The following is a 23,647-nucleotide window of genomic DNA, read 5'->3' on the forward strand; positions in this document are numbered from 1 at the left end:
TGACTCGCTTAACATGGAAACGTTTGTCCCGCTGAAATCATAACCATCCAAAGCGTCAGGACAGCCTCACGCGGCTTTGTCCACACCAAGGTGGAAAGTATCGGCGTGTCGTTCGCGAAATCAATCATCGTTATGATCCGCATTTTGACGGCATTCGGCACATCGACCGAAAGTGGCGAAACAATCTGATCGAGAGTTATCATGCCGCCATGAAAAGACTGTTTGGATACCGCCAAAGCTTTCGCTCATTGCGAACGGCCAAAGCGACCCTAAGCGGCCTGGAGACCCTCAAACAAGGCCACATTCGTCACAAACGATCAGGCATTCTTGGAGAGCTCCAGTTCATCGCAAAGCTATTCGAAGCCGCGTAGTTCATCGACGCTCGCCCGCGCAAATCCAGACCAAATAGATTAATGCAACAGTCCCCTTCGTCAGCTTGTAAGTAAGCTACATTTTGGACTTTTATTCAAAAATATTTTTACACAATTTGATCCCTAACACGTGTTTAAAATGCGACCATAAGTTGAATTTAGCCCGGTTCACAAAATTTCCCCTGACGATAGCTTCGACTCACAAATAGAGGAGAAAGTGAATGGCTAAGAAACCTAAGTTAACCACCGCATTCGGGGCCCCGGTCCCTGACAACCAAAACATCATCACAGCAGGTCGTCGCGGCCCCGCGTTGCTGCAGGATGTATGGTTCCTTGAAAAAATGGCGCATTTTGACCGCGAAGTGATTCCGGAACGCCGCATGCACGCCAAAGGTTCCGGAGCGTACGGAACGTTCAAGGTAACCCATGACATCACTAAATTCACTCGCGCCAACATCTTTTCCAAAATCGGAAAGGAGACAGAGATGTTCGTTCGATTTTCAACCGTAGCGGGTGAGCGCGGAGCGGCAGATGCTGAACGAGACATTCGTGGCTTTGCCATGAAATTCTATACTGACGAAGGCAATTGGGATCTCGTCGGCAACAACACCCCGGTCTTCTTTTTGCGCGATCCGCTGAAATTTCCCGACCTTAACCACGCGGTCAAACGAGACCCGCGCACAAACATGCGTAGTGCAGACAACAACTGGGATTTTTGGACTAACCTACCTGAAGCCCTGCATCAGGTCACCATTGTGATGTCGGATCGTGGCCTACCCGCAACCTATCGGCACATGGACGGTTTTGGTAGCCACACATTCAGCCTGATCAATGCAGACAACGAACGCTTCTGGGTCAAGTTCCACTTCAAAAGCGCGCAAGGGATTAAGAACCTGACCGATGCCGATGCAGCTGAAATCGTCGCTGCAGACCGTGAAAGCCATCAGCGTAACTTGTATGACAACATCGAGCAGGGCAATTTTCCGAAGTGGACAATGTTTGTGCAAATCATGCCCGAGAAAGAAGCGGGCAGCTATCACATCAACCCGTTCGATCTGACCAAAATCTGGCCCAAGGCGGACTATCCTCTGATCGAAGTTGGTGAGTTCGAGCTGAACCGGAACCCCGAAAACTATTATGCGGAGGTTGAGCAGGCCTCATTCGCGCCCTCCAGCGTAGTACCAGGCATCGGTTTCTCACCGGATAAAATGTTGCAGGGGAGGCTGTTTTCCTATGGTGACGCAGCTCGCTACCGGCTGGGCGTGAACCATTCGCAAATTCCGGTCAACGCGCCGCGTTGTCCTTTCCATTCTTATCACCGCGATGGCGCGATGCGGGTCGACGGCAACTATGGGTCTACTCTGGGTTATGAACCGAACATGTTCGGAGAGTGGCAAGAACAGCCCGATTTTTCCGAACCGCCCTTGTCGCTTGAGGGTCAGGCCGATCACTGGAACCATCGCGAGGATGAAGACTACTACTCGCAACCCCGTGCCTTGTTTCAATTGATGACTGCAGATCAGAAACAACAGCTGTTTGACAACACAGCGCGAGCCATCGCTCCGGCTCGTATCGAGATCAAGCACCGTCACATCCGTAACTGTCATAGGGCCGATCCGGCCTATGCGCAGGGCATCGCGGACGCGTTGGGGATCAATCTCGGCGATGTTGCAGACCTGTAACGACACCCGGCCCGGCGTGCGCTACGCGGTCGGGCTTTTTCACAATTTCAGGACTTTCTCTATGACAAACTCTCACGACCGTCTTTCAATAAACCGCCGCACCCTTTTGGCAGCGGGGTCCGGAATGACCGTAACCGCAGCTGTCCCGGCAGCCGCGCTAGCGTTTGATACGCCGCAGGATGACTTGTACCATCAAGTTGCAACTCTGATTGAGGAGCTTGAAAGCGATCATGGCTCGGGACTTGCTGCCGTCAACTGGTCGCGACGCCATATTGCCAACAAATTGCGCGCGGCTTTGAATCTACCAGTTGAGAAACCCGTGTTCGATGCTGACTACACTGAATTCTATAAGAAAACCTTGTAGGCGCGACTGGAGGGCAGAGCTAATTGTGTCCGTCAGCTAGTCTTTCTAGTTGCTGCGGACCGCTCTGCTGACATGCTCCTCGGGCTTTCGTCCGAGACTTGACACACATTGTGCACACAAATTCTTGCTTACCGCATCGCAGAACTGTGAGCTTCCCCCCAATTACTGGACAGTCTGCGGCGTAGATTAAGCTACTTTTTTGCTCCTGCTGATCGGTTTGTTTTTTCTTTTCGCAGCCAATAGACCACGGCTGGTGGCTTACCGCCAAGAGCGGGATGAGGACGCTTTCGCTTGTGGAACACGATCCATTTCTTAACGCCCGCTTTTGCATCTGATCCGGTCTCTCAGACGTGCAGGTAGACGCATTCGTATTTCAACGACCACCAGAGCCGCTCGACAAAGATGTTATCGAGGAAGCGGACCTCCGTCAGCAGGTGTTTCCCGCGAGTTCTATTAAGGATCGGGAGACAACGACTGGTGCCTCCCGAGAATTGATTTCTACTGTGACATCCCGCCTTCGGTCGAAATCTGTTCTTCAACGTGAGACTGATTGGTTATGTCCGAACCCCGCGGAGGATAGTCCTTGAACGTAGATAGGTGGTTTTGGACGATTTTGGCAGCAGGACCAAAGGCCCACATTTTGTTGCCCATCCACCGTGTATACATCCCCGACTCTTCGGCCGCTTTTTCGTAGGGATCGCGACGCAGGTTGAACAGCAAAGGAGCGTTCAGCTCCTCTTTTGGCCCTGCCCAACCTTCGGTCTGGATCGTAAAATGTGCTTTCCAATCGCCATGGCGCACGGCTTGCAGATCGGGGCCCTCATAGTAGATGATCTCTTCCCGGTTACTCTCCCCCTCACCAGTTAGGAACGACAGTTGGTTGTACCCATCCAGGTGCACCTGATAGCCCTCGTAACCCTCCAGCAATGAACCGGTCAGATCATCGGGCCCGCCAGCAGCGGCAACAAGGGTGGGCATCCAGTCAAGACCGGCAAAAATACCGTTGCTCACAGTTCCGGCAGGAACTTTACCGGGCCAGCGAATGATGGCGGGGACGCGGAAGCCGCCTTCCCAGGTAGTGCCCTTTTCGCCATGGAACGGCGTTGTTCCACCGTCCGGCCAGGTCATGGTTTCCGGTCCGTTGTCAGACGTAAAGACAACAATAGTGTTGTCCGAGACCCCCAATTCTTCCAGTCGCGCCATGACTTTGCCCACGTTGTCGTCCAGCTCTTTCATCACGACGTCCTGCAGGCCGCGCCCGTCACCCAGCATGGCCTCGTATTCGGGGCTCAGATGCGTCCAGACGTGCGCGCGCGCCGGGGCCATCCAGACAAAGAACGGCGTTTCGCTGTCGACTGCGCGGTTGATGAAGTCCAGCGTGTGGGCTGTCACTTCGTCGTCCAGCGTCTTTTGCCGCTCGGGCGGGGCTGGGCCATCGTCGATGATGCGTTGTTTGCCAACCAAACCCCAACGCGGATCTACCGTTTCATCGACTGTATCCGTGGCATAGGCATGAATGATGTTCCGAGGGCCAAATGTATCGTTGAAGTTCTGGTCCTTAGGCCAGTCTGGATCGGATGTGTATTCCATCGCGTTCAGATGATAGAGCCAGCCCCAATATTCATCGAAACCTTTCACCGTCGGCAGGAATTTGTTCATATCCCCCAGATGGTTCTTGCCGAACTGCCCGGTCGTGTAACCCAGAGATTTCAGCATATTGGCCAGGGTTGGATCATCCTCGCTCAGACCTTTTTCAGGGTCTCCGGGCAGGCCGACCGTGTGCATTCCGGTACGTACCGGCAACTGTCCGGTGATGAAGGCGGATCGACCGGCAGTGCAGCTTGGTTGCGCATAATAGTCCGTCAGCCGCATACCGTCGGCGGCCAGTTGATCAAGATTGGGGGTTTGGATGCTTTTCACACCCTGATGATAGCTGCCAAGACTGGCCCAGCCGACATCGTCGGCCATGATGACAAGAATATTGGGCTGGTCGGTTTCGGCCAATACCGGCAGGGCACAAACCGTCGCCGTGGCCAGCGTGGCGGATACCGCAATAGATCGAAGAGCGAACATTGTTACCTCTGTGGACTTAGAAAAAGATCTCGATGGTGGAAATATCGAAGGGTCCATCAGGGATAGCGATTGAGACTTTCTTGTCGCAACAGAGCTTTACCATGATTTCATATTGTGAAATCTAAAACACGAAACTTGAAATGAAATTGGCCGCACGATGAACGAAAACGCATTGACCGCCTTTCTGGTATTGGCGGAAACCGGCAGCTTTCAAAATGCGGCTCGTGTGATGGGTGTCTCGAACGCGTCCTTGTCCCGCTATGTCGGGCAGGCTGAGGATCAAACGGGCCTTGTCTTGTTCCATCGCAGCCGCAACAGCAGCACATTGACACGCGCGGGGCAAGAATTTCTGCCAATTGCGCAGGCGCTTCGTGAAGATTTGAACCGCTATGCAACTCGCGTGGCTGGATTGCGTGAATCCGGGCCGGGCACTTTGCTAATTGGGTGCGGGCCGCTCACCACAAAAACTTTGATCCTGCCTGTCTTACGCGTCGTGCGACGGGCGATACCTGACCTGCGTTTCCGAATTCTGGTAAGTGCCTACGCGCGTCCACTAGACTTATTGCAGGCGGGCGAATTCGACGTGTTCCTCGGCGATCTGACTTACACACCCGAAGCCGAAGACGTCGAGATCATGGTGATGGAGAAGCAAACTATCCAATTCGTCGCTCATCGAGATCATGAGATTCACCAGCGCGGTCCGCAAACCATGGCAGGTATTTTCGACTTTCCCTTTGCGTCACCGCATCTGCATAAACACTGGAAAGCTGCCTTGACGAAGGCACTTGGTGGCGGTGTTGAGGCCGTCGAAAAGGTCAATTCACAGCCGCATATCGAATGCGACGACTACAACCTCCTGACCGGGCTGTTGGCGGAGCCTGACTTCGTGGTGGGAGGGATGCCGGACACGTTCGCGGAACTGATCCGCACAAAGACTGTCAGACCCGTGTCGATGAAACAGAATTTGACTTGGAACATCTGTGCGGCGCGCAAGTCGCAGAACACATCTGCCGCAGTTGAATTGTTTTGGAATGAGCTTGTTAGTTATAGGGCATGATCGGAGCGCCTGCCGTGCTCTCACCGCAACGCCCAGACCGTAAATCTCTTCAGCTAACGGAAGGGGTACAGCGCCTCGAGTGTTCTCAATCAGCCGGAACATGTAACGCAACTGCATGTGCTCTTCTGGCAGCGCCAGTGGCCCCTAAGGGTCAAATTTTCTGACACGCAGCAGTGCCGGTGTTTCACTGGATAATTTCATTGCGCAAACCGTTTTTTCAAAGGGGCGGGCCACATCGATTGCATCGGCTCATCAGAATTGTTTCGGTTAAAGGAACTGATAGGTGGTTTGAAACAGACGTGGCCAGCCAAATTCTGCGGGGGTCGTCGGCCGCTTAGTCGATCGATCCAATCATCATTTCCCCAACCAAAGGCATATTGTGTAGGTCACGGCCGCTAACAGCCGCGAACGCAACCGAGTTTGCCGTTCCCAGAGGACAGGTCGCCAGTTTCATCGCCGTACCCACAAGTTGGATGTTCTGATAAACCGCGCCAACCTCTTTCAACACCAACGCGTAGGCCAAATCGCCATAGGCCGCTCGGACGGCAGTCATATCCGCAGAGAGCAGTAGCAGAACTTGCGTATATTCAGAGCGGTTTGCCGACGCGGCGGCGTCCTTCAGCATGCTACACAACAGGGCGTTAACTTCTGCGATCATGTTAAGGCCATGCTCAGCACTGTCATAGACGTACAGACCGGCTTCTAGACCTTCGCAACGATTGACCAAAAGATACGCGGTCAACGCGTAAAGGCCGCCTCCGCTCGGATAAGAATGGTGTTGACCCAACGGATGGAAACACCGGAACAACAACTCGCTCAATTGATCCTTCGCAATTGGTGTGCGCCCTTGTTCACGGCGGCTCTGGCGATTGCGGGACACCACGGCGAACGGAGGATCACCTGCGGCAAGGGCGTCTACATCATGTTTCGGCAGGACTATTTCCGGGTCATTGCCCGGGGCTTGGGTTGGGCGCTGTGCTGCTCCGGTTTTGCCAATATGCGCGCGGGTGAACCCTAGGCGGGTGCGCTCGACAAATAGGGTTTCGTGAACCGGCGCAGCGGGTTTTTCGTCGCACTCCAGCAAACCGCACCAAGCAAACAGGCAGATAACAGCCTCGAAAACTTCCTGCTCAATCTCGGGCACACTGTTTGCTGCATTTGCGGAATCTGATCCGGCAGAGAGCTCGAAAATCAGCGGTGACAGTTTGGCGTCCAAAAGTTGCATCGAAGCCCAGCTTCCTGGTACCCGCGCCTGCAACCCTTGCTTTTGCGGAGACAACAGTGTTTCACGAGACAGCCTAAGACCGTTTTTAGGCGTGAAATTCGGAAGGCCCGAGACAGGGGAGCGTTGCGGAACACAAACCGCGATAGGCTTGTCATCCTGCATAACGAACCGACAGAGAAACCCGCGTTGATCCAGACGAAACAAAAACGATGCACAGACATCCTCTGCCTCCGGGTTTCCGGATACGAAATTCGTGAGGTCTGTTTCACTCATAAAGCCCAGCGCAAGCTTCTGGGCAAGCGTCACATGGGCATCGTCTGTCAGGTTGATCGACCCCATCGGACTATTGAGCCTCGTTTCCCCCGCTATCGTTTCCAGCAGAACATCAGGCGCCAGCCCATAGGCCCAGATAGTCGGTCGCTCCATCATATTCCTCCTGCCAGGCTATCGCCGTGACTTTGCCGCCCGGCCCGGTTGGGGCTCAACACGCGCGTCTGAACGCACAGTTCTTCCAACGCAGCCCGCTGACGTTTCTGGAATACCTGTTCGACACCTTCGGTAGCGTGTCGCAATTTGACCTGGGTGCTGGCCCGATCGTCTTTGTGCACGACGCCAATATGGTGCGAGCGTTGCTTCGATTTCACGAGGCCGACCTGCGTAAGCCCGACTTTTTGCGAGATTCGAATACAGGCTATTGGGGCGACGGCCTGACAACACTGAATGACCCCGAGACTTGGCGGGCTCGACGACAGGTTTTGCTGCCGTTGTTTCGCAGCAGTCTGCGCGCACCTCGACTGGCTTTGGTAGCTGAGCTTGCACATGAAACCATAGCGCGCTGGAAAGGCGGTGAACAGATTGACCTGCCCCACGAGGTTCGGTTGTTGATCAGTCGCCTCGCAATGCGCAGCGTGTTGGATGCCGACGTTCAGGGCTTTGGTTCGGACCACAGGCGCAGTGGACTTGTGACCATACAAGAAGCCTATGGCGAGGATTTCACCGCAACCCTGAGACATGTCACTGGAGCACTGCAGATGACGCGTCCTCGTGCGCCCGCGCGCATGGACAATGTGGTTGCCCTTATCCATGCGCGGTTTGACGAGTTTGTCGATCGCGGTGACATTCTGTCGGCATTGGTTGCGGCCCAGCGCAACGCGCCTGAAACTCTGTCTAGGCAAGATGTTATTGGCGAGATTGTTCAGATGCTGTTTGCCGGGCATCTCACGATTCCATTTGCCTTGACCCAGTTTTGGCGCGACGTCGCCAGCCACAAGTTGCATGAAGGGCTGCATGCCGAGGCGACGGCTTTTGATGAAGAGAAACGCCTGAACGTTGCGACCCTTGGCGCAAGCGATACGGTGGCAATCCTTCGCGAGTCGATGCGCCTGTCGCCCCCTGCGCCTATTCTCTACCGAGAAATCGCCAAAAGCCTTACGCTGCATGACTATCAACTGCCTGAAGGTCTTGGGGTTTGGATCAGCCCGGAATTGCTGCATCGGGATCCTCGTTACTTTGCTCAGCCATCCCAGTTTCAACCCGACCGCTTTGCCGCGGGCCGCGTAAAGCCCAACTCAGCCAAAGCTTATATTCCTTTCGGGGCAGGTCCAAGAGTTTGCGTCGCGGCCGCTCAGTCACTTTTGCAGATGGCCGTTATAATTCAAGTAATTGCGCAACAATACAGCCTTCGCCCGATAGCGGGGACAGAAGGTCAGTTTGAAGTTCTAAGCAGAAACCAAACCTGAATTTAGACATGTAGATGAACCGGTTGTGAACAAGACAACAGAAACCCAACTCGCACCTTGATCGACTCCTTAGCCTGTGAAAAGGTTAACAAAACGCTAAGGCCTAATGCAGTTTAGCAGGAGGCGACCTAAAATAGGGAGGGATGTTCCATGACAGCACCAACAAATGAAGACTGGGGCAAAATGCACGCCAAGGCTTGGAAAGACCCAGAGTTCCGGACGCTGCTAGAGCAGGACCCGACCTCAGCGGTCAAGGCGTATGGCGAAGAGATCGGCAAAACCTTCACTCAGATCGTAAACGTCGGCGACCGGCCAGACGGTGTGCATGACGATGATTTGCATGAGCATAACACCGCAGTCGCTCCGCCAGCGTGCTGCTAAGGGCATGGGCCCCAATGTATGCCAGTGCCATTGCGGCACCGCGGTTTAAATCAAGCCTAGAGGCGATCGTTGTCCCGGAAGAGGGCTTGTACCTTTTCAGCCACAAGGGCCATGTTTGCCTGACCAGCCCAATTTTCTCGGATCTGGCACCATTGCTGGACGGGTCTTTTCTGGTTGACGACATATTTGACCAACTGTGCCGGCGCTATCTCAGTGCCGACATATTCTCAGCGTTGGACATTCTGAAACAGCGCGGCTTTCTAGCTGAAGATACGGCCTCCATCCCCCGCGAGCAGCAAGCCTTCTGGGAATGCGCTGGGGCATTGCCGTCGCAAGCGGCGGAACGTCTAGCAAACGCGACGGTCGATGTAATCTGCGACGATGGAACTGCCGAAGATCTGCGCATGTTGCTTGAAAGGAACGGGCTTTGTGTCGCGGATCGCGGTGAGCTGAGTGTCGTTGTTGCAGACGATTACCTAAACCGGGACTTGGCCGAGTGGAACAAAAAGGCCGTCGCAGAACAAAGACCATGGATATTGGTTAGCCCTGGCGGAATGGAAAGTTGGCTGGGCCCGGCGTTTGTTCCCGGCGAAACCGCATGTCTTGAATGTTTGACGCAGCGCCTTCGGTGGCACCGCAGGGTCGATACCCACATTGGTCGCTTAAATGGCTTGGACAAAGCGCTGCTGGCCCCGCAAGGTAGTCTCGCCGCGTCAAAATTTGCGGCCTTGGCCGAAATCGCGACGGAAGTAGCGCGCTGGATCGGAACGGGCCGACCAGAGATGTTGGCCGACCGAGTGATCAGTACAGATCATCTGTCAATGCAACGAAAGGCCCATGTTCTGACGCGTCGCCCTCAATGCCCAGTATGTGGCGATCCCGCACAGACGCAAACGACACCCGATAGACCAGTTCTGCGATCCCGCCCCAAGCTGCAAGGAACAGATGGCGGGCACAGATCGCGCCGCCCCGCCGATATTCAGGCTGCTCTGGACAGGCATGTCAGTCCGATCACCGGGATTGTCGGCGCGCTGGAACCAGGTATCCGCAGCGGGCCAGACGGCAGCCCCGAGTGGATCACACCGACTTATTCCGCCGATCACAACTTCTCGGATTTGCACGACAGCAAGTTCTTCCTGCGCGAGGGTCTGCGGCGACGGTCTGGCGGCAAGGGGCGCAACCCCGAACAGGCTCGCATCAGCGCGATAGCTGAGTCATTGGAACGGTACTGCGGAGTGTTCGACGGCTCGGAACCTCGGCATCTTGCCCGGTACCGGGACCTAGACACGGCGATCCTGCCAAACGCGTGTCAGGGCTATAGCGCCCAGCAGTTTGCGGATCGGGCCGAGCTTAATCGCAAGACGCACAAGGCCTATTGGGTGCCTGAACCTTTCGACCCTGAGGCACAAATCGAATGGACACCGCTCTGGTCATTGGGAGAAGCGCGCATACGCCATCTGCCGACCTCCATGTGCTATTTTGGCTATCGAGGACCCGGCCCAAGTTTCGGCCGCGCCGACTCTAACGGCTGTGCCGCCGGCGGAACACTGGAAGAAGCTATTCTGCAGGGGCTATTGGAGCTGATCGAACGCGACGCTGTCGCGATCTGGTGGTACAACCGGCTGAACCGGCCAGGCGTCGACCTGGCCGCTGCGCGCGACTCTTACGGTCGTGACCTGTCTGCGCACTATGCCCAACTGCATCGAACCCTCACGGTGATAGACGTTACAAGCGATATCGGCATCCCAACATTCGCAGCGATCTCGGCCCGAACAGACAAACAAGAAGAAGACATCATCTACGGCTTTGGTTGTCACCTCGACCCAGAGGTTGCCCTGTCGCGAGCTTTGACGGAAATAAACCAATCCCTTGAAGCCGTTCCTAAAACGTGTGGCACAACCATGCAGCAAAGCTATCTTGGCAATTCGGATGCAATAGATTGGTGGCGCACAACACGGCTGCATGAGGCGCGCTACCTTGTGCCCGACGAAACGCAGCCCATGCTTGCGCTGGACAGAACGCGCAGCCTCGCAGCTGACGACGTGCTTGTGGATATCCAGACCTGCCTCTCACGTCTGAAAGCAAAGAACATCGACGTTCTGGTACTGGATCAGACCCGACCGGACGTGAATTTCCCGGTTGTGCGGGTCGTTGCACCGGGCTTGCGCCACTTCTGGGCCCGGTTCGGCCCCGGACGGCTTTATGACGTTCCCGTAGAGAAGGGTTGGCTTGCTGAGCGGACGCAAGAGAATGACCTGAACCCGCATGTGATACAGTTTTGACCGCAACCAAATAGGATTTCAGATATGATCAGCCCTACCCCTTTTGACTATGCCCGCCCTTTCGACATTATGATCGGGATGTGGACCGGTCATTCGATCGTCTACGATAACAAGGGTGAATACCTGTACACTGGCCCAAGCATCCTGACCATCGACTGGAAAGAGCCCGGGAAGGTCATGCACTACCGGCAGGAAGACCTTGGGAGCCTTGACCAACTGATCCAGGAACACGAACACGGAAAAGCCCTAGAAGACCTTTTTGTGCTGCGAGAATTTGAACTGCAGGTTGATGGCAAATCGTGCCAATCGATTACTGGCGCGGTCAAGGTCCACGGTGTCGAAAGCTCACCGGGGACGTATCTGTTCCACCTCAATTTTCCGACCGGGGACTACTACAACAACCAGTATTTCCTGAATCCCAACCAACGGCGCATTATTGGACCTTTTGTCCCGCGGGATGAGGAAGGCAAAACCAATGGTTTTCAGTTTGTCGTGTCGCAGACGTTCGAACGCATCTCTTATGATGTCCCCAAGGACGCATTCTGACAGGCATGGTCACGCCAGCAGCCTCTCAGCCCTTTACGCCAGCCAAGGAAAGCGCACATGCGCTGGTCATTGGTGGCGGCATAGCAGGGCTGCTGTGCGCCCATATGCTGAAAGACCGGTTTACGCGCGTCACGGTGCTTGAACGGTCTGAATATGCCCAACCAAACAGCAGCGCCCCAGCGGCCCGCTCAGCCGTGCCGCAAAGCCATTGCCTGCACATGCTTATGGGTGCCGGGGCCCGCGCGTTTGACGATCTGGTGCCCGGTTGGCGCGCGGAATTGATCGCGCTGGGTGCAGTACCATACGATGCGGGCGCGGATGTCGCGATGCGGGTATCTTCGGGATGGCTCCCGCGGGTTGAAACCGGCATAACCCTGTACGGCGCTTCGCGGTGCCTGATTGAAACGGCGCTGACCCGATTACTGAGCCGCGCCGGAAATATACGCATCCGCCAAGGCGATCGCGTCATGGGTCTGACGCTCACGCCAGACGCATCGCGCGTCTCTGGTGTCCGGGTTCAGACGACCGCGGGCGTTGTTCAGGTCTTGGACAATGCCGACCTTGTCATCGATGCCAGCGGCGCGGCCTCGCGTCTGCCGCGGTGGCTAGCCCAGCACTTCGGAGACACGTATCGCATCACCCGAACCGAGATCGCGCCCGGTCGGCAATACGTTTCACTTTGGGTTCGCCTGCCTGCGGATAAAGCCCCTGACTGGCACGGGCTTGCGCTGGCCCCTACCCGCCAATCGAGCGGACGTGCGGGAATGATAATGCGTGCTGAAAATGACCTTTGGGGCGTGGTATTGCAAACGCCCGAAACTGAACCTCTGCCCACTGATGGGCCGGGTGTACTGAAGCTGGCGGCTGGTTTGTCCGACCCCACCTTGAGTGACATATTGGAACACGCCGAAACAGTCGCGCCGCCGCATTTGTTTGGACGCACGGCAAACCGTCGACGTCGGTATGAGGACTATCCCTCGTGGCCCGAAAACCTGTTTGCTCTTGGCGATAGTGTTTGCGCGCTGGATCCCTATGCCGGGCTAGGAATGACTGCGGCCGCGCGGGGGGTCCAACTGCTTTCGCGATGGTTGGATCAGCCAGAACCACACGCGCGGTCTTTCCAGTCTCAATTGGCCCGGCACAATGAATGGCCGTGGCGCATTGCCACCGGAACATGGACAGACCCTGAAGCAAATACCAACCTGACACCTCAGGTCGAAAGTCTTGTTCAAGCCGCGCCATTTGACCCAGCGTTGGCCATAGTTTTGCTGGATATTCAGCATATGCTACGCGCACCCGAATCCTTTTTGAACGAGGCCGTAGCATGAAAGTTGCTGTATTGGGCGGAGGCACCGCCGGATTCATCGCTGCGGCCCATATGACCCGCTATTTCCCAAAGGCGCAACTTTGGCATATCTACGATTCCCGCATTCCGACGATCGGCGTTGGTGAGGGAACCACACCGCGGTTCCCGTTGTGGCTAAACGAAGTCACCGGCATCGGCCCGGATGAGATCGCGGAACGGTGCGGCGCGACAGTCAAATCGGGGTCCTATTATGAAGGCTGGGGATCGCGGGACATGGATTTCGTGAACCGATTCCAGCCACCGCGCCTGTTCGGATACCACTTTGACGCCGGTCGCGTGACTGGCATTATCCGAGACCATGTGCGCGCGACCCAGATGGATGCGAGGGTGGTTTCGTTGGACAGCTTGCCCGGCGGCGTGAACATTGGTTTTGAGGATGGCAGCCATCTGCACTGCGACTATGTTCTGGACGCGCGCGGTTTTCCTCCGGGGGCGTGGGATCAAGCACCGGCAGACCCTGACATCATCCGAATGGATTGGATCCCGACAGGCCGCGCGATGGTGCGCCGCCTTCCGCCCAGCCAGGACACCAGCATGTCCCGCATCGTTGCCCGGCCACACGGGTGGATCTTCCAGATACCGCTCAGGGAATGGACATCGTGCGGATATGTTTTCAATCCCTCGCTAAACAGCGATGAGGACGTATTGGCGGATTTCGACAGCTTCCTCAAAGAAGAAGGTGCGGAACTGGCCGAGATTCGCGTTCGGGTCAGTTTTCCGAATTTCATGCGGCGCACGTGGTTTGATGGGCGCGTCTTTACTATCGGCAACGCGGCCTCGTTCGTTGAACCGCTTGAGGCCACCGCCATTGGCGCAACGATCATGCAGGTCCGTATTGCGCAGCGCTGGATGACGGACCATCACCCCCAAAGCACAACAGATATCCAAGCCGTCGATCATGCCAACAGAACAATGCGGGCTTATGTCTTGCGCAACTCGTTGTTTATCGCCTGGCACTATGTGCGTGGTTCACGCTGGAACAGCCCGTTCTGGGATTTGGCTGCGCGCAGTCTTGAGTACGCTGGAAAACACGCGTACCTGAGGGGGCATATCGGTGCCATGAGTGATTTTCTGGATGTCGGACGCGACTTACCGGGCACGGAAATCGGCGCTTGCACGAAACAGGATATTTGGGAGCAGGACATCTTGCCCAAGCTGACTAAATTCATCCCGTTCGGAAACTTCTCGGAACTAAATTTTGCACAAGTTGGCCATGGTATAGGCTATTATAACGCAAACAATACGTCGGCGGGTAACGGCACACATGTCTAATATCAATATGTCCTTCGTCCCGGGCTTCCAATTGTCCGAACGTCTCTATGAAGGCACCAACTCCTTTGTGTTTCGCGCAACACGGGACTCGGACGGGGAACATGTGGTCATCAAGATCCTCAAGAACGACTTCCCCAGCGCCAGCCGACTTGCGCGATACCGCAGCGAGTTTGAGATTACCAACAGCCTGAACCTGCCGGGCGTGATCCGTGCTCTTCAACTCAATCGTCACGACAAATCGCTGATGATGGTGCTGGAAGACTTCGATGGCATTTCAGTCGGTGAACTGCTCTCCAGCCGGGCGCTGTCACATGACGAATTCCTTGAGACCGCCCTGCAGATCACCCGCGCCATAGAGGGCATCCACCAAGCCAACGTCATTCACAAGGATATCTCGCCTCAGAACGTATTGATCAATCCCGGCACGGGAGAGGTCAAACTGATCGACTTTGGGATTGCGACGCAGTTTTCGACCGAACATCCTGTTCTGAAAAGCCCCGAAGTTCTGGAGGGTACGCTTCCCTATATCTCGCCGGAACAGACCGGACGCATGAACCGGACCCTTGATCATCGCACCGACTTTTATTCCATGGGTGCGACTTTCTACGAAATGCTGACCGGCGTGCCCCCGTTTGAGGCCGAAGACAAGCTGGAACTGGTGCATTGCCACGTAGCGCGTGAACCGGTTCCGGCGCATCGCCGCAATCCAGATGTATCGCTGCCCCTGTCGAAGATTGTCGGGCGTATGATGGCCAAAAAGGCTGAAGACCGATACCAGAGCGCCGCAGGAATTATTGCCGATCTCGAAGCCGTTCGCCTTGGCGTGAATCTGGACCGGTTTGAACCGGGACGTCGGGACCAGACAGAACGCTTCACTGTGCCCCAGCGGCTATACGGTCGCGACCGCGAAGTGCGCACCTTGCTAGAGGCCTTTGAACGCGTTCGGCAGGGCCCGGCTGAAATGATGCTGGTTTCAGGGTATTCAGGCGTTGGTAAAACCGCGCTGGTCAACGAAGTCCACAAACCGATCACCCGTGAACGCGGCTATTTCATCAAAGGCAAATTTGAACAGTTCAAGAAGAACGACCCGTATTCGGGGCTGACAGTCGCGCTGAAAGACCTCGTGCGGCAGCTCTTGACCGAAAGCCAGACACGCCACGCGACCTGGAACAAAGAACTGAACGAAGCCCTGGCGCCCAACGCCTCGGTTCTGTTGGACGTTGTACCCGAACTTGAACTGATCATCGGCCCGCAGCCGGAAGCTCCGGAACTGGACGCCGCCGAGTCGATGAACCGTTTCAATCAAACAGTTCGGCGGTTCTTGCGTGCTTTGTGTGCACATGACCGGGTTGTGGTGCTTTTCCTGGACGACCTGCAATGGGCCGACAGCGCAACGCTTGGCCTGTTGTCCGTGATTTTGACCGATGAAGAAATCGGGCGCCTTCTGCTGATCGGAGCGTACCGCAGCAACGAAGTGGACGCGATGCATCCGATGACCCGTGCTCTGGATGCTGTAAAAGAAGCCGGGGGACGTCTGTCCAGCCTGTCCCTTGCCCCATTGGGTATGTCGGATATCGCCAGCCTGATTGCAGATACGCTACACGCCGACGCATCACGACTGATCGACCTAGCGCAACTTGTGGTACAAAAAACGCAGGGTAATCCTCTATTCGTGCGTCAGTTCCTTACGGATCTGCACCATGAAAAACTGATCACCCAGCAATCCGAGTCAAACGGTGAACCCGCGAAATGGGTTTGGGACATCCAGGCGATCCGCGCTGCCAAAATAACCGACAACGTGGTTGATCTGTTGCTTGAAAAACTGCGGCGCCTTCAACAGGATACGCAGAACGTACTGCAAATTGCGGCCTGTATTGGCAACCGTTTCGATATTGAAACACTGGCACTGATCCTCAAGATCGAACCTCAACAAGCATTTGAATGTCTGTTGCCCGCAATTAGGGAAGAGATGATTCAGCCATTGTCCGATCTTGTGGTGACGGAAATGGACAACGCGCTGTCGCCGCTTGTCGTGCGGGATTTCGCATTTCAGCACGACAGAGTTCAACAGGCGGCGTACGGCCTAATCGAAACAGACGGCCACAGCAGCGTGCACCTTGCAATCGGACGCCAACTGAGAGCCCGGCTTGCGGAAGATGAAATAAACGAACGTATCTTCGAGGTGGTCGATCAGTTGAATATCGGCCGGGACGATATGGAGGACCGAGCAGAACAGCTTGATCTTGCCCATCTTGACCTGATAGCCGCCCGCAAGGCCTTTGACTCGGCCGCGTACGGTGCCGCGCTGTCTTTCGTGAACACCGCCTCAGAGCTTTTGGGGTCGGACGGCTGGAACCAGAATTACGAGTTGATGTTCGAGGCCCAAAACCTGTCAGCATCTCTGGAATATCTAACTGGTAATTTCGAACGTTGCACCGAAATCGTTAACGCAACCCTTGAACATGCGCGCACCGACCTAGAGAAAGCCGAGATCTACTTTACACGGATCGCCCAGCACACCCTTTTGATGGAGTTCGACGAAGCCATCAACGCAGGGATAAAAGCGCTGGAGCTTGTCGGGGTTCAGATGAGCCTCGAGAACCTCGAAGAGGCTGGGCAAAACGCTATCGGTCAGGCAGCCGGTATGCTGGGCGAGGGCAACCCTGCGGATCTTTTCGGAAACCCGGACGTGGACAGCCCAGAAATCGCGCTGGCCCAACGTTGTTTGCGGCATTTGACCATTGCGGCCTTCCTGAACAGGCAGGAACTTTTCCCACAGATCGTCGGCACCTCTGTTCAACTGTCGCTCAAGCATGGCAACGCACCGGAATCCGCGTTGTTCTTTGCCAATTTTGGCCTGATCATCGGTGCATTCATGGGCAAGTACCGCGAAGGTCTGGCCTTTGGGGAATTGGCCCTGCGGTTGTGTGACAAGTTCGGAGCGCGCGCGCCGACTGCAACCGTTTGCCTGGTCACAGGTGTCGAGTTGATCCCGTGGGTCCAACATGTTCGCAATGCGATTCCGGTGATCGAACGAGGCTATCGCGAGGGAATGAACTCGGGCGATATCTTGTGGGCTGGATATCTGGTCATGTATCGGGTCGTGATAGACAGTTTTGCCGGCAAACCGCTGGACCAGGTTCTGGATGCGATGCCGGCGCAACTGGACGCTCTGCACAAAGCCCAGAACCATGGGGCAGCCGCAGGTATCAACGCCTATCGTCTGGGGCTTTCGACCCTGGCCGGGCGAACGCAATCCAGTGCCGATTTCTCCACTGACGACCTGGACGAAGCCGCGTTTCTGTCAGCGTGCGAGCAGAACCAGATGTCCATGGCCATCTGTTTCTATCGGATTTTGAAAGCTCAGGCTCTGTATGTCTTTGGACGCCCACATGACGCATTGCTCGAGACAAAACTCGTTGAGCCCCTTCTGAGCTTTGTGATCAACCATCCTTGTCTTGCCGATCACCTGCTTTATCAGTCCCTGTCCATTGCGGCTATTCTGCAGCACGGTGACCCCGACCCGGATCTCAGAGCCCAGCTTGATGCAAATCTTGAAAGGCTGGGCCAATGGGCGGAGTCCGGCCCAGATAACTTTGAAGCCAAACGCCTAATGGTCGCTGCTGAAGTCGCACGTCTGGATGGCAAAGATGTCGAAGTCCTCGATCTGTTTGACGGGGCTATTGAGGCGGCTCAAAAAGGTCGGTTCCTTCAGGACGAAGCGTTGGCCTGCGAACTGGCCGCGCGGTACATCATGACCCCACGACCGAATGCCCGGATCGGGATGATGTATCTGCGGGATGCACGACATGCCTACCGCCTTTGGGGGGCTCAACGCAAAGTCGAAGAGCTTGAGCTGGAGTTCCCGCAACTGCTTGCCGAACATCGCGAGCGTCGCGCCACCAGCCAGCCTGTGACAGAAAGCATTTCTGCGAGTACGCAAGTCGCGACCAATCACTTGCTTGGGCAAGATCTTGACCTGAACACCTTACTTAAGGCCGCGCAAACCATTTCAGCCGAAGTGGTTGTGGGGCGCCTATTGGATCGGCTGCTTGGAATTTTGATCGAGAACGCCGGTGCGCAGCGCGGCGTTCTATTACTGGCGCGCGGGGACGATCTGGTGATCGAAACCGAGGTTAGCGTCATATCCGACGGAACTGGCGTTCAGGAACCCGTTCGGCTCGACTCGGCTGAAGGCGCACGTTTGGTCCCGGCCAGCGTGATCAACTATACGGCGCGTACGCATGATGTTGTCCTTGTGGACGACGCTCAGATTGATGAGCGGTTCATGGTGGACGCCTATGTCCAGGAAAACGAAACACGTTCGGTTCTGTGTCAGCCGATCCTGCACCAGAACGAACTGATCGGCCTTGTATTTCTGGAAAACAATCTGGTCAGTGCAGCGTTTAAACCTGAACGCGCTCATTTGCTTTCACTGCTTTCGGGTCAGATTGCGGTATCTATGCGCAATGCCGAGATCGTTGAACATCTCGAAGACAAAGTCCGCGAGCGCACCGAACAACTTGAGGTTCACGCCAAGTTCCTAGAACAGACCTTTGGCCAGTTTCTGGCCAGCGAAGTCGTCGATCAACTGTTGAAATCTGCGGACGGGATCGACTTTAGCGGTAAGAAGACGACGGTCACGGTGTTGATGTCAGACCTGCGGGGTTTTTCGACCTTGTCCGACACACTGCCGCCAGAAAACATCGTGGCTATGCTGAACAGCTATCTCAGTGAGATGACAAACGTCATTCAGAAATACAACGGCACGATTGATGCCTTTATCGGTGATGCAATCCTTGTGGTGTTTGGCGCCCCCCTGCAAAGACCCGACGACACTGAACGCGCCCTGGCCTGTGCTTTGGAAATGCAGCAGCGGATGGTGCGGGTGAACGAGTGGAACACCGCGAATGGTTTCCCTGAAATCGAGATGGGAATCGGGGTGAACACAGGTGAAGTTGTGGTCGGAAACATCGGCTCGGACAAGCGCGCAAAATACAGTGTTGTCGGTAGCACGACCAATCTGGCGGCGCGGATCGAAAGCTATACTGTCGGTGGGCAAATTCTGATTGCAGATGAGACACTCAAGTCGTCAAGAGCGCCCCTGGAACTTGGCAGCAAGCGCACAGTCGAACCCAAGGGTGCTGGCAAGCCGCTGGTGCTGCACGAACTTTTTGGCGTGGGTGGAACTTATGACATCAGCCTGTCCGCTCAACCGGTCGAATTGGTCGAGATAAATCCACCTCTACCCGTTCACTTTAGGACCGTCGTTGGCAAGCAAGTCGTTGGCGACGCCCAAGAGGGCAAGCTTTTTAAACTTTCCCCGTCGGAAGCCTGTATTATGACGACAGAGGCACCCAGCCCCCTTACGGATCTGCAAATTCAAATCACGCAAGCAAACGGTTCTACCGAACCCCTGACGGTGTTTGCGAAAGTACTGGATCAAAACGATCAGGACGGATGCTTTACCGTTCGCTTTACAGCCGTACCCCCTGACGTTCGAGCGTCGCTTCAGAAGTTCGCTTAGGAGATCTAAACCACAACGCTTCGCTTTCAATTGTGTTGGCGCGACAAAACAAGTCGTCACTGGCAAAGGACTCGTTGAGTTTCCACCCAGACGAATGCGAGGCATTGTTTTGTGTGTGATCCAGCCCCCGTTTCACCGGACAACTAAGCGGTATTGGTTTTGGCTCTTGTGAACTTGCGCGGCGGTTTCCATTGCAGGTCGCTGTGCGGGTGGTTTCCGCTTTGATCTTGGGATCCAATTTCCCATCAATTAGAGTACTTTTGAAGCACCGGGGCCTACTCATCACTAAGGGGGTCAAAATTGGATGCCGATACGGGGTCAGTTTTGAATGCCGATTGACAGGAAGCCATCGACAAGCCGTTCGAGACCATATCCAACATCCAGTGAGGTAAAACTGCGCCCAACTATTCCACGCTCCAAGATATCGCCAAAGCGCTAGGACTGCCCGTGCGAAAGTTCTTCGAGCTCGAAGATGTGGATGTATCAGTTGCTCGCCATAAACTGCTTGTGAAGTTGAACATCGTGATCTCACAGATGGATGATCGACAGCTCAATTTGCTGCTGAAGTTGGGGAAGGTTCAGCACGAAGACAAGAATTGATCGCTTTGGACGTAGGCCGCCGTTATGCGCCAAATCGAAAAAAGGTGTATTGCGGAATCCAGTTGTCGCAAGCTGGTCCCTGGGCGTTAGTTCGACTTTGGCTTGGTCGTCGCGGACCGTCCAAAGCACATTCAAAGCGCCAAAAATTGGGTGCAGGACCATGCCCCCGACGTTGATCCTAGCAACAGGGACACCAGCGGAAACCAGACGGTTGCCAAAGCCTCGCACCACATCCTCGGCCTTGGTATCGCGAAGACCGCACCCCATCAGCCAAGCAGCAACGCTATCTAAAAGTGGAGACCTGCTGAACTCAATCATACTGAGACACTTTCTTGTCTAAAAAGCGTATTGAACCAGCTCGATACTGAGACCTTAGACCGATTTGACACAATGAGCGCAGGGAGTCTTGTACCGAGCGTTCAGTCCTTTTGTATCACATCACTGCTATCGCCTCCTAGCTTGGTGCGCTAAACAACCAGTTTCACCCCTGTACTCCAAGGTAAGCGACGGGCTCGATGCGGCGGTCCGCCCGAATACCGCGAGCGACCGCTCTGCGGACATAGCTGCCATGCGCCCTTTCCCAAAAACTCTCTTTGCTTAACAGTCTAGCGCGTGACGGTCGCTTGACTGCACGCCCCCTATTAATCGATCATCTCTGAACTGTTTAGTGCTACTTCGAGGAAACTCTCATGGAAGCATTCGGAAGCGAAGGCCAGCGACGCATGTCGACCATGGGTGAGCATCTTATCCAGCTATTGGGTGATGACCCTCGATTTTGTAGCCATGGGCGCGGTATTCAAATTGCCAACGAGTACGGCGGGGCTTTGGATGATGCCGTTACAATGGCCCGAATACTTGGCATCACGGCGATAGAAAGCATACCGCGTCAGGAAGTGGCAAGGACGCGAGAAGTCATTGAAAGTCAAGGATTAAAAACCAACGCAATCGCTTGTTATCTTGGCGGGCTGAACTGTGTTGACATCGCTCGGAAGTTAATCGCCGAACAGGCGTTACCCGAGGATTTGACAGTACGTGTGATTGATCGCGAATCTCCACCAGAATGGCTTGAAGCTTTCGCAGAAGTCGCGATGAGCCACGGTGTTTTGCCGCCAATAGGGCCGGTTATGCGCGGAGTGTCTCGTCCCGGGTTTGCTATGGTCGTTGTTGACAGCTTAGGTTCTCCCGTTGCAACTGCGGGCTCAGTTCTGTGCCATCCGCCCAGCAGTAGGCTGCATCGTCGCGCGCAATGGGGGCAACTCTCGACCAAACCTGAACGCATGGGTGAAGGTATTGCAAAAGTCCTGGGTGCCAAAGCTCTAATACACTCGCATGAAAAGCTTGGCGCCACGGGGTTCAAGACGGGCATCGCTTCTGGCAACGCTGCCTCAACACGGTTGTGCGAAAAACTTGGCTTGGAGGATAGCGGCAGCGACATAGTCGCGATCATCGACCCGATTGTATACTCAGAAGATCGGTTAACCAAGTGACTCATCCGGTAGCCTGTGGTCGCAGTGTGTAAGCGGAACTCCCAGGAGCCTGAGCTAGACTTTTTTGAAGCTAAAACGGGAAGAGTTCTAGTCTGCATTGGATAAGGTGCTGCCGTTCCGCAAAACTCAGTGTAGCAAGTATCTGCGGGACGAACCTGCAGTTCTCCCCCGAGCTGCTCAACCATTGCAAAGGGCCCTCGAGCATGTACTCAGGGCCCAATAAAACAATAAGGCATACAAGCCGTTACGGTGTAAGGTCCATTGCCGCCACGACCTTTTCGTAAGGAAGCCCAGCGGTATCGTTCAATCGACGAACTTGATCGGCACTTTCACCATCAAACAAGCACATGCAGCGCCCGTCTTCGGGAGCAAATGTTGAACGAACATAGCTGATCTTGTCGCCTTCTGCTGTCATTTTCTGTGCTGTTGCTATCGCGGCTTTTTGAGCTGCACCCAAGTCATCCATGCTGATACCCTTAAGGTTTCTTTCGACCATAAAAACAGACATTTCGCTCCCTTTCCGAATAGTCAAAACCAGTGCATCTATTGCATCACGGAGCGGTGGCTCGGGGAACTATCGATACCTTATGACTTAATAACTCCAGGTTTGGATAAAACGGTGTATCCTGCGTAATGATTGTTATTAGCTATCAGTGACGAGGTGCCCCAACATGGAGATGTCTCAGATTAGATATGTCTTGTCTGCCGCAAAGCATCTGAATTTCACCAAAGCTGCTGCAGAATGCAATGTGAGCCAACCAGCGCTTACAAAGGGCGTCAAGTCACTAGAAACCGAACTGGGCGCACAGGTTTTCCATCGGGAAGGTAGGAAAATACTGGTTAGCGACTTTGGGAAGTCTATGCTGCCGCATCTACAGCACATCGTCGACGAAGCAGCAGCTACACAAGCGCTGGCTCAGAATTTTCGTTTGCTGGAAAAAGTACCGCTGCGCTTGGGTGTCCTATCAACAATTGGGCACGTTCGCCTTGCTCGCTTCTTAGCTCAATTCGAGAAAAACCACAGCGGCTTGGAGTTGTCAGTCAATGAAGCAAGCGCGTCGGACCTAAAGAAAAAACTTTCTGATGGTGATATTGATGTCGCTTTGATGACGCTGACTGAAGAACTGGAAGAAGAGTTTAGGGCTAGACCACTTTACGTCGAAAGATATGTGGTTGTTTTTCCGCCGGAACACCGCCTTGGACAACTCAACTCAATTTCGCTCCAAGACTTATCACAAGAAAACTACGTTGACCGCTTGGCCTGTGAGTTGCGCGAGATGGTAATGTCGGTTTGTCAGTCAAAAGGCGTTGAACTGTACGCTCGCTTCAGGTCTGAGCGAGAAGATTGGGTACAAGCAATGGTTGCTGCGGGCATTGGTTTTGCCTTTATGCCTGAGTACTCGGTTACTCTACCGGGCTTGTTGCAGCGCCCGCTTGTTGAGCCAGAAGTTTCCAGAACCATCGCGGCCTTTACAGTCCCCGGCCGAAAACATTCGCCTGCACTTGATGCACTGATGAGGTCATCGCAGACATTTGCGTGGCCGGGATAAGTAACGTCAGCTTTGGGCTCTAACCAGTCCTTCGCAGCACTAGATATGAACGTCCGCTCCGCCCCAACCCGCCAGCACCAGCAACCAGCCTTCAGCCCCCGGAACGACTCGTCAGCGGTCGTCTC

General features: G+C 54.9%; 16 protein-coding genes and 2 pseudogenes. 13 read left to right on the forward strand and 5 right to left on the reverse strand.

Annotated features, from left to right (window positions below; translation table 11 throughout):
- Window positions 1-95: 95 nt before the first annotated feature.
- From AC2FF7_RS21125 to AC2FF7_RS21135, 3 genes and pseudogenes are all read left to right on the forward strand, one after another.
- Window positions 96-371: pseudogene (locus AC2FF7_RS21125) on the forward strand (DDE-type integrase/transposase/recombinase); the annotation flags it as partial.
- 221 nt (window positions 372-592) lie between these two features.
- On the forward strand, window positions 593-2,053 hold the full coding sequence (locus AC2FF7_RS21130) for a catalase (RefSeq protein WP_496906285.1): 1,461 nt from the start codon (window positions 593-595) through the stop codon (window positions 2,051-2,053).
- Window positions 2,054-2,114: 61 nt separating this feature from the next.
- Complete coding sequence (locus tag AC2FF7_RS21135; RefSeq protein ID WP_480868148.1) at window positions 2,115-2,417, forward strand: hypothetical protein; 303 nt, start codon at window positions 2,115-2,117, stop codon at window positions 2,415-2,417.
- 191 nt (window positions 2,418-2,608) lie between these two features.
- On the opposite strand, the pseudogene AC2FF7_RS21140 reads toward AC2FF7_RS21135, so the two are convergent.
- Together AC2FF7_RS21140 and AC2FF7_RS21145 are read right to left on the reverse strand one after the other, a co-directional pair.
- Window positions 2,609-2,836: pseudogene (locus AC2FF7_RS21140) on the reverse strand (integrase core domain-containing protein); the annotation flags it as partial.
- A gap of 79 nt (window positions 2,837-2,915) precedes the next feature.
- Entirely contained in the window at window positions 2,916-4,490 is a 1,575-nt protein-coding gene (locus AC2FF7_RS21145) for an arylsulfatase (protein WP_480868150.1), read from the reverse strand.
- A 157-nt stretch (window positions 4,491-4,647) separates the two neighbouring features.
- Between AC2FF7_RS21145 and AC2FF7_RS21150 the strand changes: the two genes are divergently transcribed.
- On the forward strand, window positions 4,648-5,547 hold the full coding sequence (locus AC2FF7_RS21150; protein WP_496906286.1) for a LysR family transcriptional regulator: 900 nt from the start codon (window positions 4,648-4,650) through the stop codon (window positions 5,545-5,547).
- A gap of 334 nt (window positions 5,548-5,881) precedes the next feature.
- Here AC2FF7_RS21150 and AC2FF7_RS21155 read toward each other — a convergent pair whose 3' ends face one another.
- Window positions 5,882-7,198: a SagB family peptide dehydrogenase gene (locus AC2FF7_RS21155; protein WP_480868154.1), complete on the reverse strand. Its 1,317-nt coding sequence runs from the start codon at window positions 7,196-7,198 to the stop codon at window positions 5,882-5,884.
- A 26-nt stretch (window positions 7,199-7,224) separates the two neighbouring features.
- Here AC2FF7_RS21155 and AC2FF7_RS21160 point away from each other — a divergent pair, with 26 nt between their 5' ends.
- From AC2FF7_RS21160 to AC2FF7_RS21190, 7 genes are all read left to right on the forward strand, one after another.
- The gene (locus AC2FF7_RS21160) at window positions 7,225-8,511 is read left to right on the forward strand and encodes a cytochrome P450 (protein WP_480868156.1); all 1,287 of its coding nucleotides are present in this window, start codon (window positions 7,225-7,227) and stop codon (window positions 8,509-8,511) included.
- Window positions 8,512-8,661: 150 nt separating this feature from the next.
- Window positions 8,662-8,892, forward strand: coding sequence for a hypothetical protein (locus AC2FF7_RS21165; RefSeq protein ID WP_170754847.1), 231 nt, complete (start codon window positions 8,662-8,664; stop codon window positions 8,890-8,892).
- Between the two features lie 14 nt (window positions 8,893-8,906).
- Window positions 8,907-11,174 (forward strand): TOMM precursor leader peptide-binding protein, encoded by a 2,268-nt coding sequence (locus AC2FF7_RS21170; RefSeq protein WP_496906287.1) that lies wholly within the window; start codon window positions 8,907-8,909, stop codon window positions 11,172-11,174.
- A 24-nt stretch (window positions 11,175-11,198) separates the two neighbouring features.
- A complete protein-coding gene (locus AC2FF7_RS21175) occupies window positions 11,199-11,720 on the forward strand; it encodes a hypothetical protein (RefSeq protein ID WP_170356624.1) in 522 nt (173 codons plus the stop codon).
- A 5-nt stretch (window positions 11,721-11,725) separates the two neighbouring features.
- Entirely contained in the window at window positions 11,726-13,048 is a 1,323-nt protein-coding gene (locus tag AC2FF7_RS21180; protein WP_496906288.1) for an FAD-dependent oxidoreductase, read from the forward strand.
- Window positions 13,045-14,358: a tryptophan 7-halogenase gene (locus AC2FF7_RS21185; protein ID WP_480868161.1), complete on the forward strand. Its 1,314-nt coding sequence runs from the start codon at window positions 13,045-13,047 to the stop codon at window positions 14,356-14,358. The genes AC2FF7_RS21180 and AC2FF7_RS21185 overlap by 4 nt, the downstream gene beginning before the upstream one ends.
- A complete protein-coding gene (locus tag AC2FF7_RS21190; protein WP_496906289.1) occupies window positions 14,351-19,885 on the forward strand; it encodes a protein kinase domain-containing protein in 5,535 nt (1,844 codons plus the stop codon). Before AC2FF7_RS21185 ends, AC2FF7_RS21190 begins: the two co-directional genes overlap by 8 nt.
- A 528-nt stretch (window positions 19,886-20,413) precedes the next feature.
- On the opposite strand, the gene AC2FF7_RS21195 is transcribed toward AC2FF7_RS21190, so the two are convergent.
- Window positions 20,414-20,803 (reverse strand): hypothetical protein, encoded by a 390-nt coding sequence (locus tag AC2FF7_RS21195; protein ID WP_496906290.1) that lies wholly within the window; start codon window positions 20,801-20,803, stop codon window positions 20,414-20,416.
- Between the two features lie 404 nt (window positions 20,804-21,207).
- On the opposite strand from AC2FF7_RS21195, the gene AC2FF7_RS21200 reads away from it, so the two are divergent.
- Window positions 21,208-21,972 carry a hypothetical protein gene (locus AC2FF7_RS21200; protein ID WP_496906291.1) on the forward strand — a complete coding sequence of 255 codons (765 nt, stop codon included), beginning with the start codon at window positions 21,208-21,210 and terminating at the stop codon, window positions 21,970-21,972.
- 244 nt (window positions 21,973-22,216) lie between these two features.
- On the opposite strand, the gene AC2FF7_RS21205 is transcribed toward AC2FF7_RS21200, so the two are convergent.
- Window positions 22,217-22,480 carry a DUF4242 domain-containing protein gene (locus AC2FF7_RS21205; RefSeq protein WP_170383447.1) on the reverse strand — a complete coding sequence of 88 codons (264 nt, stop codon included), beginning with the start codon at window positions 22,478-22,480 and terminating at the stop codon, window positions 22,217-22,219.
- 163 nt (window positions 22,481-22,643) lie between these two features.
- On the opposite strand from AC2FF7_RS21205, the gene AC2FF7_RS21210 reads away from it, so the two are divergent.
- Entirely contained in the window at window positions 22,644-23,522 is an 879-nt protein-coding gene (locus AC2FF7_RS21210; RefSeq protein WP_353391512.1) for a LysR family transcriptional regulator, read from the forward strand.
- Window positions 23,523-23,647 lie beyond the last annotated feature (125 nt).

It is taken from the genome of Ruegeria sp. YTSC325 (genome assembly GCF_059609525.1).

Coding starts and splice junctions, on each gene's coding strand:
- AC2FF7_RS21130 (WP_496906285.1), top strand. CDS start 593: ATGGCTAAGAAACCTAAGTTAACCACCGCATTCGGGGCCCCGGTCCCT.
- AC2FF7_RS21155 (WP_480868154.1), bottom strand. CDS start 7,198: ATGGAGCGACCGACTATCTGGGCCTATGGGCTGGCGCCTGATGTTCTG.
- AC2FF7_RS21185 (WP_480868161.1), top strand. CDS start 13,045: ATGAAAGTTGCTGTATTGGGCGGAGGCACCGCCGGATTCATCGCTGCG.
- AC2FF7_RS21165 (WP_170754847.1), top strand. CDS start 8,662: ATGACAGCACCAACAAATGAAGACTGGGGCAAAATGCACGCCAAGGCT.
- AC2FF7_RS21170 (WP_496906287.1), top strand. CDS start 8,907: ATGTATGCCAGTGCCATTGCGGCACCGCGGTTTAAATCAAGCCTAGAG.
- AC2FF7_RS21150 (WP_496906286.1), top strand. CDS start 4,648: ATGAACGAAAACGCATTGACCGCCTTTCTGGTATTGGCGGAAACCGGC.
- AC2FF7_RS21205 (WP_170383447.1), bottom strand. CDS start 22,480: ATGTCTGTTTTTATGGTCGAAAGAAACCTTAAGGGTATCAGCATGGAT.
- AC2FF7_RS21200 (WP_496906291.1), top strand. CDS start 21,208: ATGTCGACCATGGGTGAGCATCTTATCCAGCTATTGGGTGATGACCCT.
- AC2FF7_RS21190 (WP_496906289.1), top strand. CDS start 14,351: ATGTCTAATATCAATATGTCCTTCGTCCCGGGCTTCCAATTGTCCGAA.
- AC2FF7_RS21195 (WP_496906290.1), bottom strand. CDS start 20,803: ATGATTGAGTTCAGCAGGTCTCCACTTTTAGATAGCGTTGCTGCTTGG.
- AC2FF7_RS21180 (WP_496906288.1), top strand. CDS start 11,726: ATGGTCACGCCAGCAGCCTCTCAGCCCTTTACGCCAGCCAAGGAAAGC.
- AC2FF7_RS21135 (WP_480868148.1), top strand. CDS start 2,115: ATGACAAACTCTCACGACCGTCTTTCAATAAACCGCCGCACCCTTTTG.
- AC2FF7_RS21145 (WP_480868150.1), bottom strand. CDS start 4,490: ATGTTCGCTCTTCGATCTATTGCGGTATCCGCCACGCTGGCCACGGCG.
- AC2FF7_RS21175 (WP_170356624.1), top strand. CDS start 11,199: ATGATCAGCCCTACCCCTTTTGACTATGCCCGCCCTTTCGACATTATG.
- AC2FF7_RS21210 (WP_353391512.1), top strand. CDS start 22,644: ATGGAGATGTCTCAGATTAGATATGTCTTGTCTGCCGCAAAGCATCTG.